15 protein-coding genes and 1 pseudogene are annotated in these 15,687 nt (G+C 41.3%); 14 read left to right on the top strand and 2 right to left on the bottom strand.

What is annotated here, in order from left to right:
- Window positions 1-571: 571 nt before the first annotated feature.
- The 3 genes from H6G14_RS30560 to H6G14_RS30550 all read left to right on the top strand — a co-directional run bounded on the left by H6G14_RS30560 (window position 572) and on the right by H6G14_RS30550 (window position 4,340).
- Complete coding sequence (locus H6G14_RS30560) at window positions 572-1,930, top strand: amino acid permease (protein WP_190572429.1); 1,359 nt, start codon at window positions 572-574, stop codon at window positions 1,928-1,930.
- 28 nt (window positions 1,931-1,958) lie between these two features.
- A complete protein-coding gene (locus H6G14_RS30555; protein WP_190572427.1) occupies window positions 1,959-2,618 on the top strand; it encodes a methyltransferase domain-containing protein in 660 nt (219 codons plus the stop codon).
- Between the two features lie 315 nt (window positions 2,619-2,933).
- A complete protein-coding gene (locus H6G14_RS30550) occupies window positions 2,934-4,340 on the top strand; it encodes a glycoside hydrolase 100 family protein (protein WP_190572425.1) in 1,407 nt (468 codons plus the stop codon).
- 32 nt (window positions 4,341-4,372) lie between these two features.
- On the opposite strand, the gene panB is transcribed toward H6G14_RS30550, so the two are convergent.
- Both panB and H6G14_RS30540 read right to left on the bottom strand, forming a co-directional pair.
- On the bottom strand, window positions 4,373-5,146 hold the full coding sequence (panB, locus tag H6G14_RS30545) for a 3-methyl-2-oxobutanoate hydroxymethyltransferase (protein WP_190572423.1): 774 nt from the start codon (window positions 5,144-5,146) through the stop codon (window positions 4,373-4,375).
- A gap of 103 nt (window positions 5,147-5,249) precedes the next feature.
- Window positions 5,250-6,410, bottom strand: a complete 1,161-nt coding sequence (locus tag H6G14_RS30540; protein WP_190572421.1) for a ligand-binding sensor domain-containing protein — start codon at window positions 6,408-6,410, stop codon at window positions 5,250-5,252.
- Window positions 6,411-7,198: 788 nt separating this feature from the next.
- Here H6G14_RS30540 and H6G14_RS30535 point away from each other — a divergent pair.
- The 11 genes and pseudogenes from H6G14_RS30535 to H6G14_RS30485 all read left to right on the top strand — a co-directional run bounded on the left by H6G14_RS30535 (window position 7,199) and on the right by H6G14_RS30485 (window position 15,202).
- A complete protein-coding gene (locus H6G14_RS30535) occupies window positions 7,199-8,629 on the top strand; it encodes a form I ribulose bisphosphate carboxylase large subunit (protein ID WP_011320601.1) in 1,431 nt (476 codons plus the stop codon).
- Between the two features lie 103 nt (window positions 8,630-8,732).
- On the top strand, window positions 8,733-9,131 hold the full coding sequence (gene rcbX, locus H6G14_RS30530) for a RuBisCO chaperone RbcX (RefSeq protein ID WP_190572418.1): 399 nt from the start codon (window positions 8,733-8,735) through the stop codon (window positions 9,129-9,131).
- A gap of 56 nt (window positions 9,132-9,187) precedes the next feature.
- The gene (locus H6G14_RS30525) at window positions 9,188-9,517 is read left to right on the top strand and encodes a ribulose bisphosphate carboxylase small subunit (RefSeq protein WP_190572416.1); all 330 of its coding nucleotides are present in this window, start codon (window positions 9,188-9,190) and stop codon (window positions 9,515-9,517) included.
- A gap of 84 nt (window positions 9,518-9,601) precedes the next feature.
- Window positions 9,602-10,408, top strand: coding sequence for an AAC(3) family N-acetyltransferase (locus H6G14_RS30520; RefSeq protein ID WP_190572414.1), 807 nt, complete (start codon window positions 9,602-9,604; stop codon window positions 10,406-10,408).
- Window positions 10,409-10,540: 132 nt separating this feature from the next.
- Window positions 10,541-11,161: a GDSL-type esterase/lipase family protein gene (locus H6G14_RS30515; protein WP_190572432.1), complete on the top strand. Its 621-nt coding sequence runs from the start codon at window positions 10,541-10,543 to the stop codon at window positions 11,159-11,161.
- A 51-nt stretch (window positions 11,162-11,212) separates the two neighbouring features.
- Window positions 11,213-11,431: pseudogene (locus tag H6G14_RS30510) on the top strand (Uma2 family endonuclease); the annotation flags it as partial.
- Between the two features lie 214 nt (window positions 11,432-11,645).
- A complete protein-coding gene (locus H6G14_RS30505; protein ID WP_190572412.1) occupies window positions 11,646-11,870 on the top strand; it encodes a type II toxin-antitoxin system Phd/YefM family antitoxin in 225 nt (74 codons plus the stop codon).
- A gap of 11 nt (window positions 11,871-11,881) precedes the next feature.
- Window positions 11,882-12,250, top strand: coding sequence for a type II toxin-antitoxin system VapC family toxin (locus tag H6G14_RS30500; RefSeq protein ID WP_277884344.1), 369 nt, complete (start codon window positions 11,882-11,884; stop codon window positions 12,248-12,250).
- 90 nt (window positions 12,251-12,340) lie between these two features.
- Complete coding sequence (locus tag H6G14_RS30495; protein ID WP_190572411.1) at window positions 12,341-13,585, top strand: RuBisCO small subunit-like domain-containing protein; 1,245 nt, start codon at window positions 12,341-12,343, stop codon at window positions 13,583-13,585.
- A 401-nt stretch (window positions 13,586-13,986) separates the two neighbouring features.
- The gene (locus tag H6G14_RS30490; protein WP_190572409.1) at window positions 13,987-14,421 is read left to right on the top strand and encodes a DM13 domain-containing protein; all 435 of its coding nucleotides are present in this window, start codon (window positions 13,987-13,989) and stop codon (window positions 14,419-14,421) included.
- 61 nt (window positions 14,422-14,482) lie between these two features.
- The gene (locus tag H6G14_RS30485; RefSeq protein WP_190572407.1) at window positions 14,483-15,202 is read left to right on the top strand and encodes a DUF4079 domain-containing protein; all 720 of its coding nucleotides are present in this window, start codon (window positions 14,483-14,485) and stop codon (window positions 15,200-15,202) included.
- The last annotated feature ends 485 nt before the right edge of the window (window positions 15,203-15,687 follow it).

The following is a 15,687-nucleotide window of genomic DNA, read 5'->3' as shown; positions in this document are numbered from 1 at the left end:
TTTATCCTTTGACTTACATTCACTATTTATCTAAGACAATTGGCTTTATTCTAGATGTTTGAATTTGCTTCCCAATTCTTATTAGCAATTAAGATGCGTTCGCCCTGTTACTGTAGAGATGTTGTATGCAAAGTCTCTACATCATTTATTTGGCGCAATTTCATAGAGAATTGATATAAAAATTATCAAGCGTTTGGGATCTCTGAATTTGATTCAGCAGATAGGACTTATACACACAGGTTGTCTGTTGAGACCGGGTGTAAGGGTTTCAAACATTTATACCCCTACACCCCCACACCCCTACACCCCTATACCCCTATACCCCTATACCCTTCTCCAAACCCTTGATCTTTCGTTTTCATGCGTAAGTCCTAGTAGAGTTAACCTCATATTTGTCACTTTTTCTTCACATTTATTGATGACAATCTAAATCGGTGACTCAAAAGCAGTCATTTTTTTATGCCCATATAAATAACTACGCAATATCATTCATTGCCAATTAAAGAGTTTAATACCCATTTGCGTCCTGACTTTCCTTTTGATTCAGGGCAAACAACTATGAGGAAGCAATGTGAGTAGACATACGGATTACAGTTCGTTAGAGCAAATACAGACTACTGGTGCATCTGCACCCAAGCCATTATTAACACTATCAGACGCTGTTGCTCTCATTGTTGGAATTGTCATTGGTGCAGGTATTTTTCAAACCCCTGCCCTGGTAGCTAGTCAAGCAGGTAGTGATATTGCTGTACTGTTATTGTGGCTCACTGGTGGCGTAGTCTCTATTATTGGTGCATTGTGTTACGCAGAGTTGGCGACGACTTACCCTAATGTTGGTGGAGTCTACTATTACTTAAAGTGCGCATTTGGACAACAAATTGCCTTTTTATTTGCCTGGGCAAGGCTGACAGTGGTTCAAACTGGTTCTATTGCCCTGCTTGCATTTGTCTTTGGTGATTATGCCTCGGAAATTTTGCGGCTCGGTACGTTTTCATCATCTGTGTATGCCACAGTGGTGATTGTATTGTTGACAGCCTTAAATATGGCGGGTTTGCAGCAGGGAAAGTGGACGCAAAACTTACTAACAGTAGCCAAAGTTCTGGGTTTGCTACTAGTGGTAGTATTTGGATTGAGTGCCACTGGCAATTCTGTAACTCCAATAGAATCTAGTTCTTCAGGAAGTTGGGGACTAGCAATGGTGTTTGTGCTACTTTCCTATGGTGGTTGGAATGAGGCGGCGTATATTTCCGCAGAGATACAAAATAGACAACGGAATATAGTGCGATCGCTAGTATGGAGTATTGGCATTATCACCGCAATTTACTTGCTAATCAATCTAGCTTACCTACGAGGTTTGGGATTAGCTAACATGGCGGACTCATCGGCAGTTGCGGCAGATTTAATGCGTACTATTTGGGGTACACCAGGAGCTTTATTTATTAGCGTCTTGATTGCTATTTGTACTCTGGGGGCAATCAACGCCACTATTTTTACTGGCGCACGTACTAACTATGCCTTAGGACAAGATTTCTCTCTGTTTAGCTTCATGGGTAGCTGGCGACAACTCCCCAGTACTCCTGGGACTGCCTTATTAGTCCAAGGGGCGATCGCTCTCGCCTTAGTGCTATTAGGTACATTCACCCGCAAGGGGTTTGAAACAATGGTGGATTACACCGCACCCGTGTTTTGGTTTTTCTTTCTACTTTCCGGCATATCACTACTAATATTGCGCCGGAAGGAACCACACATACTGCGCCCATTCAGTGTGCCTTTTTATCCTCTTACCCCACTACTTTTTTGTGCTGTTTGTGCCTACTTACTATATTCCAGTGTGGTTTATACAAACGTGGGTGCTGTTGTCGGTGTTTTGGTGGTGATAGCAGGTGTCCCCATATTGTTCTGGAATCGCTACCGCCAAGGTAAGGCTTAGAAATTCACAATTAACTAGGAGAATAATCATGAAGTTGCAAAAGATTTTATTATCAGTTGTTACAGGTGTTAGTGTTGTGAGCCTGGGATTAGCCGGCTGTACACCACAACAAACCGATTTGGAAGCACAGACACAAACTAATGCACCTACTTTAACAGGTCAAACTGAAACTCAAGCACAAGCACCAACAACCCAACCGCAAGAACGTCCTGCGGATGTGCCTTATGTGCCGACACCACAACCTGTAGTAGATGCCATGTTGCAAGTAGCACAGGTAGGTAAAAATGACGTACTTTATGACTTAGGCAGTGGTGACGGACGCATTGTCAATACAGCCGCCCAAAAATTTGGCACACGGGGTATCGGTATAGATATTAATCCCGAACGTATTCAAGAAGCTAACGAAAATGCCCAGAAAGCAGGAGTCAGCGATCGCGTAAAATTTGTTCAGCAAGATTTGTTTAAGACTGATTTTAGTGACGCTACCGTAGTTACCCTCTATCTTCTGCCCGATATTAATCTCAAATTGCGTCCCATCCTCCTTAAACAACTCAAACCCGGTACTCGCATTGTCTCTCACGCTTTTGATATGGGTGAATGGAAGCCAGAAAAGACATTACAAGTAGATGGCAGAACTATCTACTATTGGGTTGTTCCAGAGCAAGTCCCAGCTAATTTACGCCAGTAAGGAGGCGGGGGAGAAGAAGGTAGAAATTTACAGAAATATTTCTTCTTTTCTCCTGCTTTCTACTCTCTACTCAACTCAGCACTAACTCCCGACAACCTAATAATCAAAAATTCTATGATAGGGTAAAGAGGAAAGAACGCCTTAATTACAGGGATTAATTAAGCGATGACCATCAGCTACGCTAGGCAGAACGCGATCGCCATCATAATTGTCTAGAAATGCCGCAATATCATTATTCAATATATTTTTAATTTTTCCATTACCAATTAAAAATTATCAACTCCCACAAAGATTAGTAGTGGAATTATATTAACTATGAAAACCCCTCCAATTAATCACAAGTCTCTTCGAGAAACAGAAAGTTGGAAACTTCTAGAAAATTCCATTATTTATTATGAGGGAAACCCCATAGGTACTGTAGCTGCTCAAGATCCAGAGTTAGCTGCGCTCAATTATGACCAGTGTTTCCTGCGTGATTTTGTCCCTTCTGCCTTTGTTTTTCTGATGGATGGGCAAACAGATATTGTTCGTAACTTCTTAATAGAAACACTGACATTACAAAGCCATGAAAAGGAAATGGATTGCTTTCAACCTGGTGCAGGGTTAATGCCTGCGAGTTTTAAAGTAGAATCCGATGGTAGTAAAGAATATCTAGTTGCTGATTTTGGTGAAAAAGCGATCGCCCGTGTTCCACCAGTTGACTCTTGTATGTGGTGGATTCTCCTTCTGCGTGCTTATGAAAAGGCTACAGGTGACTTGTCTTTGGCGCGTGAGCCAAAATTTCAAGCAGGAATCAAGTTAATTTTGGATCTGTGCTTGGCACATCGGTTTTCCATGTACCCCACCATGTTGGTTCCCGATGGCGCATTTATGATTGATCGCCGTATGGGAGTATATGAACACCCCCTAGAAATTCAGGTATTATTTTATGCTGCACTTAGGGCAGCCCGTGAATTACTTTTACCAGATGGGAATGGTGAACAGTATCTTGATAAAGTTCATGGGCGCTTAGGTGCTTTGCAATATCATATCCGTAACTATTACTGGGTAGACCTGAAGCGATTAAGAGAGATTTATCGTTACAAGGGTAATGAATTTGGCAAAGAAATCGCTAACAAATTTAATATCTTCTCCCAATCAATTCCTGATTGGGTGATTGAGTGGCTACCCGAAAAAGGTGGATATTTGGCAGGGAACTTGGGGCCGGGAAGGATGGATTTTCGCTTTTTTGCTTTGGGAAACCTGATGGCAATTTTGGCAGGGTTAGCCAGTGAGGAAGAATCTCAACGCATCATGAACTTATTTGCTCATCGTTGGGAAGACCTGATTGGATATATGCCGGTGAAAATTTGCTATCCTGCTTTGCAAGGTTTAGAGTGGCAGATTGTGACGGGATGTGACCCCAAAAATATTCCTTGGTCTTATCACAATGGGGGAAATTGGCCTGTTTTGCTGTGGTTATTTACGGCGGCGGCACTGAAAACAGGTAAGGTAGAACTTGCCCATGAAGCGATCGCTATTGCCGAAGGTCGTTTAAGTAACGATAAATTTCCCGAATACTACGATGGTAACAACGGTCGTCTCATCGGTAAAGAAGCTAGAATTTATCAAACTTGGAGTATTGCAGGATTGCTGGTAGCCAAGCAATTCTTAGCTAATCCAGACCATGTGGAGTTTATTAGTTTTCCTGATACTTTTATCGGCCCTGGTTGTAGTCTTTAAAGACTTATCAATTCAACATTACACTTAGTCCTCTATTCTGGGAACTGGCGATCGCGTACTTCCGCAGCGTAATCTTGTACAGCTTTGGTAATTGTCTCGCGCAAATTCGTATAAACCTTGGCGAAGGGTGGTTGTTTTTCCGATAAACCCAATACATCAGACGTAACTAAAACTTGACCGTCGCAATGGGAACCCGCACCGATACCAATTGTGGGAATACTAACTTTTTGTGTAATCTGCATTGCCAAATCTGCGGGGATATGCTCTAAAACGAGAGAGAATACACCAGCTTGTTCAAGAGCGATCGCTTCGTTTAAAATTCTTTGGGCTGTTTCCTGTGTCTTACCTTGTTGACGTAACCCCAATTGATGAACTGATTGGGGTGTCAAGCCTACATGACCCATCACTGGTATCCCAGCTTGTACCAAACGATTAATAGTGTCTACCATTGCCGGATAGCCACCTTCTAACTTAACTGCTTGAGCGCCTGTTTCCTTTAATATGCGCCCAGCCGAGTTAATTGCCTGTGGGATACTTTCTTGATAAGTCAAAAATGGTAAATCAACCACAACTAAAGCCCGTTGCACACCACGACAAACTGCTTTAGCGTGGTGTAACATCTCCTCTAATGTAATTGGCAGCGTGGTTTTATAACCCAACATTACCGCCATCGAATCACCCACCAGGATTAAGTCTACACCAGCAGCATCGAGAATTTGAGCGATCGTATAATCCCAAGCCGTCAAGGCCACAATTGAGCGTCCTTGTTGTTTCCACTGGATTAATTGCTGGGTAGTGACTGGCATTTTTTCTAGGGAGTGGGGAGTAGAAGCTAAATTTAAGGCTTAGAAGCTACATTAACATTACCAATTTCTAGTACCCAATCCCCAACCCCCGGTACCCAATCCCTCATTTCACAAGGCGACTAAAAGCTAGATGAGGTTTCGCTTTGTCCATTTTGGGCATTAACCAAGCTAGACCTTCACTAGTCCCAATCCATAATTTATTGGCGACATCAGGCACAAGGGACAAAACTCGACTAGAAGGAAGTCCCGCAACTTCATCTAGTACAGCACCTGTATTGGGATTTAATCGTAGCAAACCATTGTTAGTACCTACCCAAACACTACCATCTTTAGCAAAGCGCACAGCTGTTACGTTTTTACCCCGTAAACGCGCCACAGACCGCAGCACTATGCCAGTTTTTGGGTTAATTACCAGCAAATTATTCGGCATTCCCGCCCAAATTAAACCTTCTGGACTAATAGCTAAGGCTTGCACCGTTGTACCAGGTAAATCGTTGATTCGCTTCATAATCAAAGCACTGGCTGTATTAATCCTCACAACTCCATCTAGAGTTCCCGCCCAAAGTTGACCATCAGCATCTAAAGTTAAGGTGTTGCCACTCACACCAGGCAAATTTTTGACGGTAGTCATAATTAAACCTTGGTCAGGACTAACTAAGGCTAAACCATTGTCAGTTCCCACCCATAGATAACCCCGCTTATCAGTTAACAGTGATAGCACCCGCTTGGAAGGCAAAAACAAATTCTGCGCGGAAATTTCATTAGTGCGGGGTTCTACTCTCATCAGTCCTTCATAAGTTCCCACCCACAAACGACCAACTCTATCTTGAGCTAAAGCACCAATGGCAACATTGGGTAGACTAACACGGGCTAAAATCTTACCTGTTTTTGGGTCAATCCGCGATAAACCCCGCCAAGAACCTACCCAGAGATTCCCTGCGAAATCTCCTAGTAAGTTACTCACGCGATAATCAATTTCTACTGCGCGTTCCTGTATATCCCGTTCATCAGGTAAGGGGTCTACCCGTCGGGGTGGTGCAGATGCAGGATAAGCCGGCTTTAATTCAGATGGTTTAATATCAGGGGTTGTTGGTGATGGCGCATTAGTCGCCGCTTTTTCTGCCCTCGCCAAACTACCAATACCAACAACGGTCATACCCGGCAGACTTATCGACCCCAACAATATAGAAGTAATCAGTAAACTAGTACGTTTGTAAAATAATCCCACGATGACATTTCCTTTAGAGACAGCGCCTCCAGCCATTAGCGAAACTGACCAAAGGTTAATCTCAGTCTTCCCTTAGTTAGCATTTTTTAAACATATGGGGATTGGTGATTGGGAAAAGGCAGAGGAGCAGGGGAAGCAAAGAAGAATACTAATGACCAATGACCAATGACCAATGACAACTGACTCATATACAGTCATTGATACATTTTGTAACCCATTGTTAACAAAACGTTTAAAACTTTATGTAATAACAAATTTAAATATGTAAGTTAAGAACTTTCAAAGAATAACTTATGCCATTTCTTGATATATTGTGAGACAAGTTACAAATTACGTGGTGTGCGATTTTTTCATCTTGCGCTGATCACTCTACTAAATACCCATAAAGTAAATTGGCTCTTAGCTCGTCTCCTGTCAATAAAGGAGGTCGGCAAGAGTTCAGAAGCGGGAATGTGTGAAAACTAACCCAATTCGTTAAATACCCCGAAATATAGGGGAATCATCTCATACTTTCCGTAAACCGCGAAGGTCGTGAAGGGATAAAAGCAATTTAGTGGGCGAGAAGAACAGATAAAAAAGAATTTTTTAACTATGGCAAGAGGAAAAAATAAAAGCGTCAATTTATGCACTCCTAGATGAGTAAGACACTGGTGAAGAGGATTACCACTACAACCAAGTGTTAGTTGCACAAATATCGCTGGCCTCTACCAAAAGATTGTTCCTGTTTTTCTCCTAACTGATGGGGAGGTAGAGCAATTGTGAGATTAAATTGCACCAAAACGTGATTTGATAAGTAAAAAGAGTGACATCTTGGAAGGATAGATATGTCTTACGCTCAAACGAAGACTCAGACAAAATCTGGGTATAAAGCCGGGGTTCAAGATTACAGACTAACTTATTACACACCTGATTACACACCTAAAGATACAGATATTCTGGCGGCGTTCCGTGTTACACCCCAGCCCGGAGTTCCCTTTGAGGAAGCGGCTGCGGCTGTAGCGGCTGAGTCTTCTACTGGTACTTGGACGACCGTATGGACAGACCTGTTAACCGATCTAGATCGTTACAAAGGTCGTTGCTACGATATCGAACCAGTACCTGGCGAAGACAACCAATTCATTGCCTATATCGCTTATCCTTTGGATTTGTTTGAAGAAGGCTCCATCACCAACGTTTTAACCTCAATTGTAGGTAACGTATTTGGTTTTAAAGCATTACGCGCATTGCGTTTGGAAGACATTCGCTTTCCTGTTGCTTACATCAAAACTTTCCAAGGCCCTCCTCACGGTATCCAAGTTGAGCGTGACAAATTAAACAAATATGGTCGTCCTTTGTTGGGTTGTACCATCAAACCAAAATTAGGTCTGTCTGCGAAGAACTACGGACGCGCTGTATACGAGTGTTTGCGCGGTGGTTTGGACTTCACCAAAGACGACGAAAACATCAACTCTGCACCATTCCAAAGATGGCGCGATCGCTTCTTGTTTGTGTCTGATGCTATCAGCAAAGCACAAGCAGAAACAGGCGAAATCAAAGGTCACTACCTCAACGTGACCGCTCCTACCTGTGAAGAAATGTTGAAGCGGGCTGAGTACGCTAAAGAACTCAATCAGCCCATCATCATGCACGACTACCTAACCGCAGGTTTCACAGCTAACACCACCTTGGCTCGTTGGTGTCGTGACAACGGCGTTCTGCTACACATCCACCGCGCGATGCACGCAGTAATCGACCGTCAAAAGAACCACGGTATCCACTTCCGTGTATTAGCTAAAGCCCTACGTTTATCTGGTGGTGACCACATCCACACCGGTACCGTAGTAGGTAAGTTAGAAGGTGAACGCGGTATCACAATGGGCTTCGTTGACCTATTGCGTGAAAACTACGTTGAACAAGACAAGTCTCGCGGTATCTACTTTACCCAAGACTGGGCTTCTTTACCTGGTGTAATGGCAGTTGCTTCCGGTGGTATCCACGTATGGCATATGCCAGCGTTGGTAGAAATCTTCGGTGATGACTCCGTACTACAATTCGGTGGTGGTACACTCGGACACCCTTGGGGTAACGCTCCTGGTGCAACCGCTAACCGTGTAGCTTTGGAAGCTTGCGTCCAAGCACGTAATGAAGGACGTAACTTGGCTCGTGAAGGTAACGACGTTATCCGTGAAGCTGCTAAGTGGTCTCCTGAATTGGCTGTTGCTTGCGAACTGTGGAAAGAAATCAAGTTCGAGTTTGAGGCAATGGATACCGTCTGATCATCAAGTAAAAGGTAAAAAGTTAAAAGGTAAAAGAAAAATTTTTATTCCTTCTTTTTACTTTTTACTCTCTACTTTTTACTTAAATTGGGCTGGGTCAAGCATGAATCTCAAGCAAATAGCGAAAGATACAGCCAAAACTCTCCAAAGCTACCTGACTTATCAGGCGCTAATGACTGTGTTGGCACAGCTAGGCGAAACGAATCCACCGTTAGCATTATGGCTGCATACTTTTTCTGTCGGCAAAGTTCAGGACGGAGAAGCTTATATTAAAGAACTTTTCCGAGAACAGCCAGATTTAGCCTTGCGGATAATGACTGTTAGAGAACATATAGCTGAAGAAGTATCCGAGTTCTTACCTGAAATGGTTCGTAGCGGTATTCAGCAAGCGAATATGGAACAACGCCGCCAGCATCTAGAACGCATGACGCATCTGAGTTTATCCAACCCCAGTCCTGAATCAGAACAGCAGACAATTTCCGATGCTGACTGGGATCATTAATCCAGTTAGGCCAGCATAAGTACTTATTTCCAAATAGCAACCAATTATCACCAGCTATGCAAACCTTACCAAAAGAGCGTCGTTACGAAACCCTTTCTTACTTACCCCCCCTCACCGACGTTCAAATCGAAAAGCAAGTCCAGTACATTTTGAGCCAAGGCTACATTCCAGCCGTTGAGTTCAACGAAGTTTCTGAACCCACCGAACTTTATTGGACACTGTGGAAGCTACCTTTGTTTGGTGCTAAAACATCCCGTGAAGTATTGGGTGAAGTTCAAGCTTGCCGTTCTCAATATCCTGGTCACTACATCCGCGTTGTAGGATTTGACAACATCAAGCAGTGCCAAATCCTCAGCTTCATCGTTCACAAACCCAGCAGATACTAAAAGCTGATTTAGTTTAAATAATTTATCCGTTAAGGAGAGGTAAATGATTTTACCTCTCTTTTCTTGTTTTTAAAAGTTTTTCACATGAGTGAGTCGAAAGTAATTGCCAGTACGTCATCACCTCGCACTCGCCAAAGTTTAGCCACAGATTTATTCAACGCTGGCCTTAACTCAAGTATGACGGTGATAGTCCATTCATCTCTTAGTTCACTGGGTTGGGTGTGCGGTGGTTCAGTTGCAGTGGTTCAAGCATTGATGGATGTGATTACACCCGATGGGAATTTGGTAATGCCTACCCATTCTGGTGATTTGTCTGACCCTGCTATATGGGAAACACCACCTGTTCCTAGAGAATGGTGGACTGTTATCCGTGAAACCATGCCGGCTTTTGACCCTCAAGTTACTCCGACACGCGGGATGGGTCAAATTGTGGAAACCTTCCGCATTTGTGAAAACGTGTTGCGAAGTTCTCACCCACAACTTTCTTTTGCCGCTTGGGGAAAGGATGCTGAAAAAATCATTGCCAATCATTCCCTGGACTACTCTTTAGGTGAAAATTCACCATTAGCGCGTCTCTATGACTTGAACGCTTGGGTATTGTTATTGGGGGTTGGATATGAGAATTGTACTAGTTTTCATTTAGCCGAGTACCGGGTTGGTGGAGGACAGGAAGTTAAAAAAGGTGCGCCGATTTTAGAAGCTGGACAACGAGTTTGGCAATGGTTCACAGATATTGATATTGATAATGACTGTTTTGAGGAGATAGGTGAGGCTTTTGAAGAAACTGGTCGTGTGCAAATCTCCACAGTTGGTTCAGCACGAACTAAGTTATTTAATATGAGAAACGCTGTTGATTTTGCTGTTACTTGGTTGAGAGATAATCCAAGATAAGCCATTATGCTTTTACATTATCCAGTCACTCACAAGGCTGGTTGACAGTTGACAGTTAACCGTCAGCAGTTAACGGCTAACACGAAAGAATGTGCAAATCAGATAGGCCACAGCTTACCAACAGGAGATATAGTGACGAAACAATCTAAAACCCAAGTCAGAATTTGTTTTGTTGGCGATTCTTTCGTTAACGGTACTGGTGACCCTGAGTGTCTTGGTTGGACGGGTAGAGTATGCGTTAATGCTAATAAAAAAGGTTATGATGTCACCTATTATAATTTAGGTATTAGGCGAGATACCAGCACTGATATAGCCAAGCGTTGGTTACAAGAAGTATTGCTACGGTTGCCCAAAGAAGATAATGGGAGGGTTGTATTTTCTTTTGGATTAAATGATACAACACTCGAAAATGGTAACCCTCGTGTGAGTATTGCTGAATCTATCAAAAATACACGAGAAATTTTAACTCAGGCGAAAAAGTTATATCCTGTTTTAATGATTAGTCCAGCACCATATATAGAACAGAAAGACCCAGGAAGAAGACGGAGGACTATTGATTTATCTCAACAACTAGCTTTAGTTTGTCAAGATTTGGATGTGCCTTATTTAGATGTTTTTCCATTATTAGAAAAACCAAGTGTTTGGCTGCATGAAGCTAAGGCTAATGATGGTGTGCATCCCCAGGCTGGAGGTTATACGGAATTTGCCAGAATTGTAGAGAATTGGGACGCTTGGTTAAATTGGTTTAGATAAGAATACTTTATATATACTAAATCCAGTAACACTCCTTTGAGGCCTGTGTGCATGACAGCTTCAGATCCAAAAATACCATGTTTGGAAAGTGGCGATCGCCTAACTCGTCACGAATTTGAACGTCGATATGTAGCTATGCACCACCTCAAGAAAGCAGAATTAATCGCAGGAGTTGTGTACTTGTCTTCGCCCTTACGTTTCCAGAGTCATAGAAAACCTCACGGTAACTTGATCATTTGGTTGGGAACTTACAAAATTTCTACCCCAGGTTCGTGCTACAACAAGGCTTGAACTCACCAGAATAGGAGATATTTGTACAACAGCTATCAAAGCATTTTTAAGTCACATAAGCTGTTCATCATTAAAATTGAGGGAGCAATCTAGACACAGCAAGGAGTATAGCTCTCAAAAATCCCAGTTTAAATGCACAACAGCTTAGCTAGCTTGATGTTAACATCTGATATAGATGTAGTAGGTAAAAATTATGACGCACATTACTTTAGCTGAAGCATCTCAACACTTACCTGATTTGATTGAAGCTGCATTTGGTGGTGAAGAGATTATCATCATCAAAGATAATCACCAAGCTGTAAAATTGACCCCTATTTTACCACCTAAACGCCGTCCTGGATTTGGTAGTGCTAAGGGTCTAATAACAATATCTGATGACTTTGATGAACCATTAGAAGACTTTAAGGAGTATATGTAATGAAGTAACTATTGGACACTCATACATTTATTTGGTTCATTATGGGTGATTCAAGAATCAATAACAATATGAGAACACAAATTGAAAATAATGACAATCTCTTGAGTGTTGCTAGTGTTTGGGAAATGGGAATTAAACATAGTATCGGTAAACTTAATTTCAATTTGAGTTTTGCTGATTTTGTGGAACAGCAGGTAATTATGAACGGTATTCGATTAATTCCTGTTGAAATCGAGCATATTTTAGTTATTTCCCAACTACCTTTACATCATCGTGACCCTTTTGACAGAATGTTAATTGCACAAGCAATGGTAGAAAATATACCTTTATTAAGTGCTGATACAGTTTTTGATACTTATCCTATACAGCGTTTGTGGTAGTGATTATGGATATCTACCAAAAGATTAATAAACAATAGATACCAAAAAAACTTAGCATTAGTTAATAAAGCATCACCAGTCATAAATTTTATGAGTTATTATATCGCTCCGCGTTTTCTGGATAAACTTGCTGTTCATATCACCAAGAACTTTTTAAATCTTCCTGGGGTGCGGGTTCCTTTAATTTTAGGTATTCATGGACGTAAGGGTGAAGGGAAAACCTTTCAATGTGAGTTAGCTTTTGAAAAGATGGGTATTGAAGTTACACTCATCTCTGGTGGTGAATTGGAAAGTCCCGATGCGGGAGACCCAGCCCGGTTGATTCGGCTGCGCTATCGGGAAACAGCAGAACTGATCAAAGTGCGCGGTAAAATGTGCGTGCTGATGATTAACGATTTAGATGCAGGTGCAGGACGCTTTGATGAAGGTACGCAATATACTGTAAATACTCAGTTGGTGAATGCCACGCTGATGAATATCGCTGATAATCCTACAGATGTGCAGTTACCGGGTAGTTATGATTCCAACCCGATACGACGTGTCCCCATTATCGTCACAGGTAATGATTTTTCTACTCTCTACGCGCCATTGATTCGGGATGGACGGATGGAGAAATTCTACTGGGAACCAAGCCGCGATGATAAGGTGGGAATTGTCGGGGGGATTTTTGCGGAAGATGGACTGTCACAACGGGAAATTGAGCAATTAGTTGATACTTTCCCCAAGCAATCGATTGACTTTTTTAGCGCTTTACGTTCTCGAATTTATGATATCCAAATCCGCGACTTCATCCATAAAGTCGGGTTTGAACGCATATCTTTGCGTGTGGTGAATAGTCTAGAAGCTCCGCCAGAATTTAAAAAGCCGGATTTCAGCTTGTCTAATTTAATTGAGTCTGGTAGTTTTGTCCTGGCTGAACAACAACGGGTAGAAAATTCTCAGTTAGTAGATGAGTACAATCGCCTAAATCGCGGGAGGGGTTCTCAAGCTGCGCCACCGCCTGAAGCACCAGTGATTCAGCCAGTCAATAATAGTTCCCACAAGCGAGAAGTATCTAATACTCATTTGAGTTTAGAGACCCAAGAACAAATCCGGCAAATCTTGTCTCAAGGTCACAAAATTACTTTTGAACACGTAGATGCACGCCGCTTCCGCACGGGTTCTTGGCAAAGTTGCGGTACTCTGCATATTGATGCAGAATCAGATGCTATTTCAACACTAGAGGCTTGCTTAGTTGATTATGACGGTGAGTATGTGCGGATGGTAGGGATAGACCCGAAAGGCAAGCGGCGGGTTGTGGAGACAATTATTCAACGACCAAATGGCAAAAATTAAGTTGTAGAAGTCAGATTTTACCTTACTCAGAGAGGAGTGAGGTAAAACTACTCAGTACTTTTCATATTTGAGAGACTGCACGCTCATTATCTATTCAACAAAATTAACAACAATCTGACTGCGCCAATTAATAGATCATGGCGACTATTTGATAGTTAAATAATATTAAACATAGTAAAAGTAATACCAATTCAAAATTCAAAATACCCTTCGGGTTCTCCGCAGGAGTACAAAATTCAAAATTAAGAATCAAGAGAGGACAAGCGTTTGGGGTTGTACATCTGTCACATTCTTTTTTCAAATTGGTATAATTCTTAACTAATTCTCAGCTATAACTCATTTTTTGGCTGACAACAGGCTATATATTGTCCTTAAATTCTCAATTTAAGGAAATTTAAGCTATGAGATATAAATATTTAATCATTATTGGGTTAATTAGTATTTTAAGTGCTGGTTGTACAAATCAGACTGTTACTGAAACACCAACAGCAACAACTGTAGCTACTGCTGACGTGAAGCCAGGTAATTTCCAAGCTGGAGAACATCCAACTCAAGGACAAGTTTCCGTGGTGAAAGAAGCAGGAAAAAACTACCTGGAGTTTGATCAAAATTTCAAAACTGATCAAGGCCCAGACTTGTATGTAATTCTGTATCGTTTTGAAAAACCACCAATATCAGGAATTAAAGAAAAAGATTATGTAAGTATTGCCCGTTTACAGAAAATAAGTGGCAATCAACGTTATGCCTTACCAAATAATGTTAATTTGCAAGAATTTAAATCTGTAGCTATATGGTGCCGAAAATTTAATGCTACTTTCGGCTATGCCATTTTATAAATTTTTATAAGTCCTGTGAATTGAATAAGAAATTCAAGACGATTCATCACTCAAAAAATATATGGAAATAGCGGATTTTTTAGGTCTGGTACATCCAGCGATCGCCGTCATTTTTGTGTTTCCTTTAATTGGCATCGTGAGTAACTTTGCCTGGCAAACACGCCAACGTCGTTTGCAGACATTAGCGGGAGGTAAAAGCAAGATTCCGCCTGTAGTGGGAACAGAACATAGGCGCATAGGCGAATGGTTAAGTAGTGCAGTTGTAGGTATATCTTTAGTTGGTTTAGGTTATGCGATCGGCAAAAATATTATTAAAAATCAACTATGGAATAAAAATTTAACCCAAGTTATTTTTATTCTTCTCATGTTTGTTTTAACTATAGCTTCTTTAGTATTTCTATATCAGGCAAAACAAAAGCTTTGGCGTGGTGTATTTGCCACTTTAACTGGTGTTGGCTTAGTAGTTATTGGTTGTCAAGATGGAGTATTTCGGCGAACAAATGAATGGTATTGGTCGCATTACTATATAGGCATATCTGCATCACTGCTAATGATTTTTTCTTTAGCTATTGTGCAGGATATTTATCAAGATAAAACCCATCGCTGGCGAATTATTCACACTATCCTCAATACAATTGCCCTATTACTATTTATTGGACAAGGTTTTACTGGCACACGAGATTTATTAGAAATTCCTTTAAGTTGGCAAGAACCATACGTTTACCAATGTAATTTTGTTCAAAAAACTTGCCAAAATTCTGCATCCCAAGAACAAAAGTAAAGTTAGCAATTCGCACAGTGTTTAATTCTATTCTTACATGATTGTGATAGAGAAAGAGTCCAGGGTCTGGATGGAGAAAGTTAGCTAACGAGGAAGTCTTAATTTTGTAGAAGCTCTCAAATATCAATCGCTTATAATAAACAGAAAATGGTGGTATGGGAGTCTGGAAATTAGTTGCCTTAATGATATCGAATTTTTTCAAAATTTGCTCAAACGTAAACATTTTAAAATAATCATCATCGGGTAAAAATTTTGCGATTTGACTCTTTTTTTGCTCAAGGATAGTATCAAGAATTATGCTATCGTTGACCGCCATTTGTAGTAACTCCAAAAATATTTGTTTTGCTCTGCTAACTTGGATAAGCTGAATTAATCATATAGGACTTACGCATTGACAAAATGGCAAAAGAGTGGATTGATAAAAAGTATCATCTACTCACTAGGTATCGAACAATCAGAGAAATCAGCAAACCCTCGACAGCACA

This window comes from Nostoc parmelioides FACHB-3921 (assembly GCF_014696625.1).
Lineage (GTDB): Bacteria > Cyanobacteriota > Cyanobacteriia > Cyanobacteriales > Nostocaceae > Trichormus > Trichormus parmelioides.
Note: the sequence above shows the minus strand (reverse complement) of the source record. Positions and strands in the feature narration are given on the sequence as shown.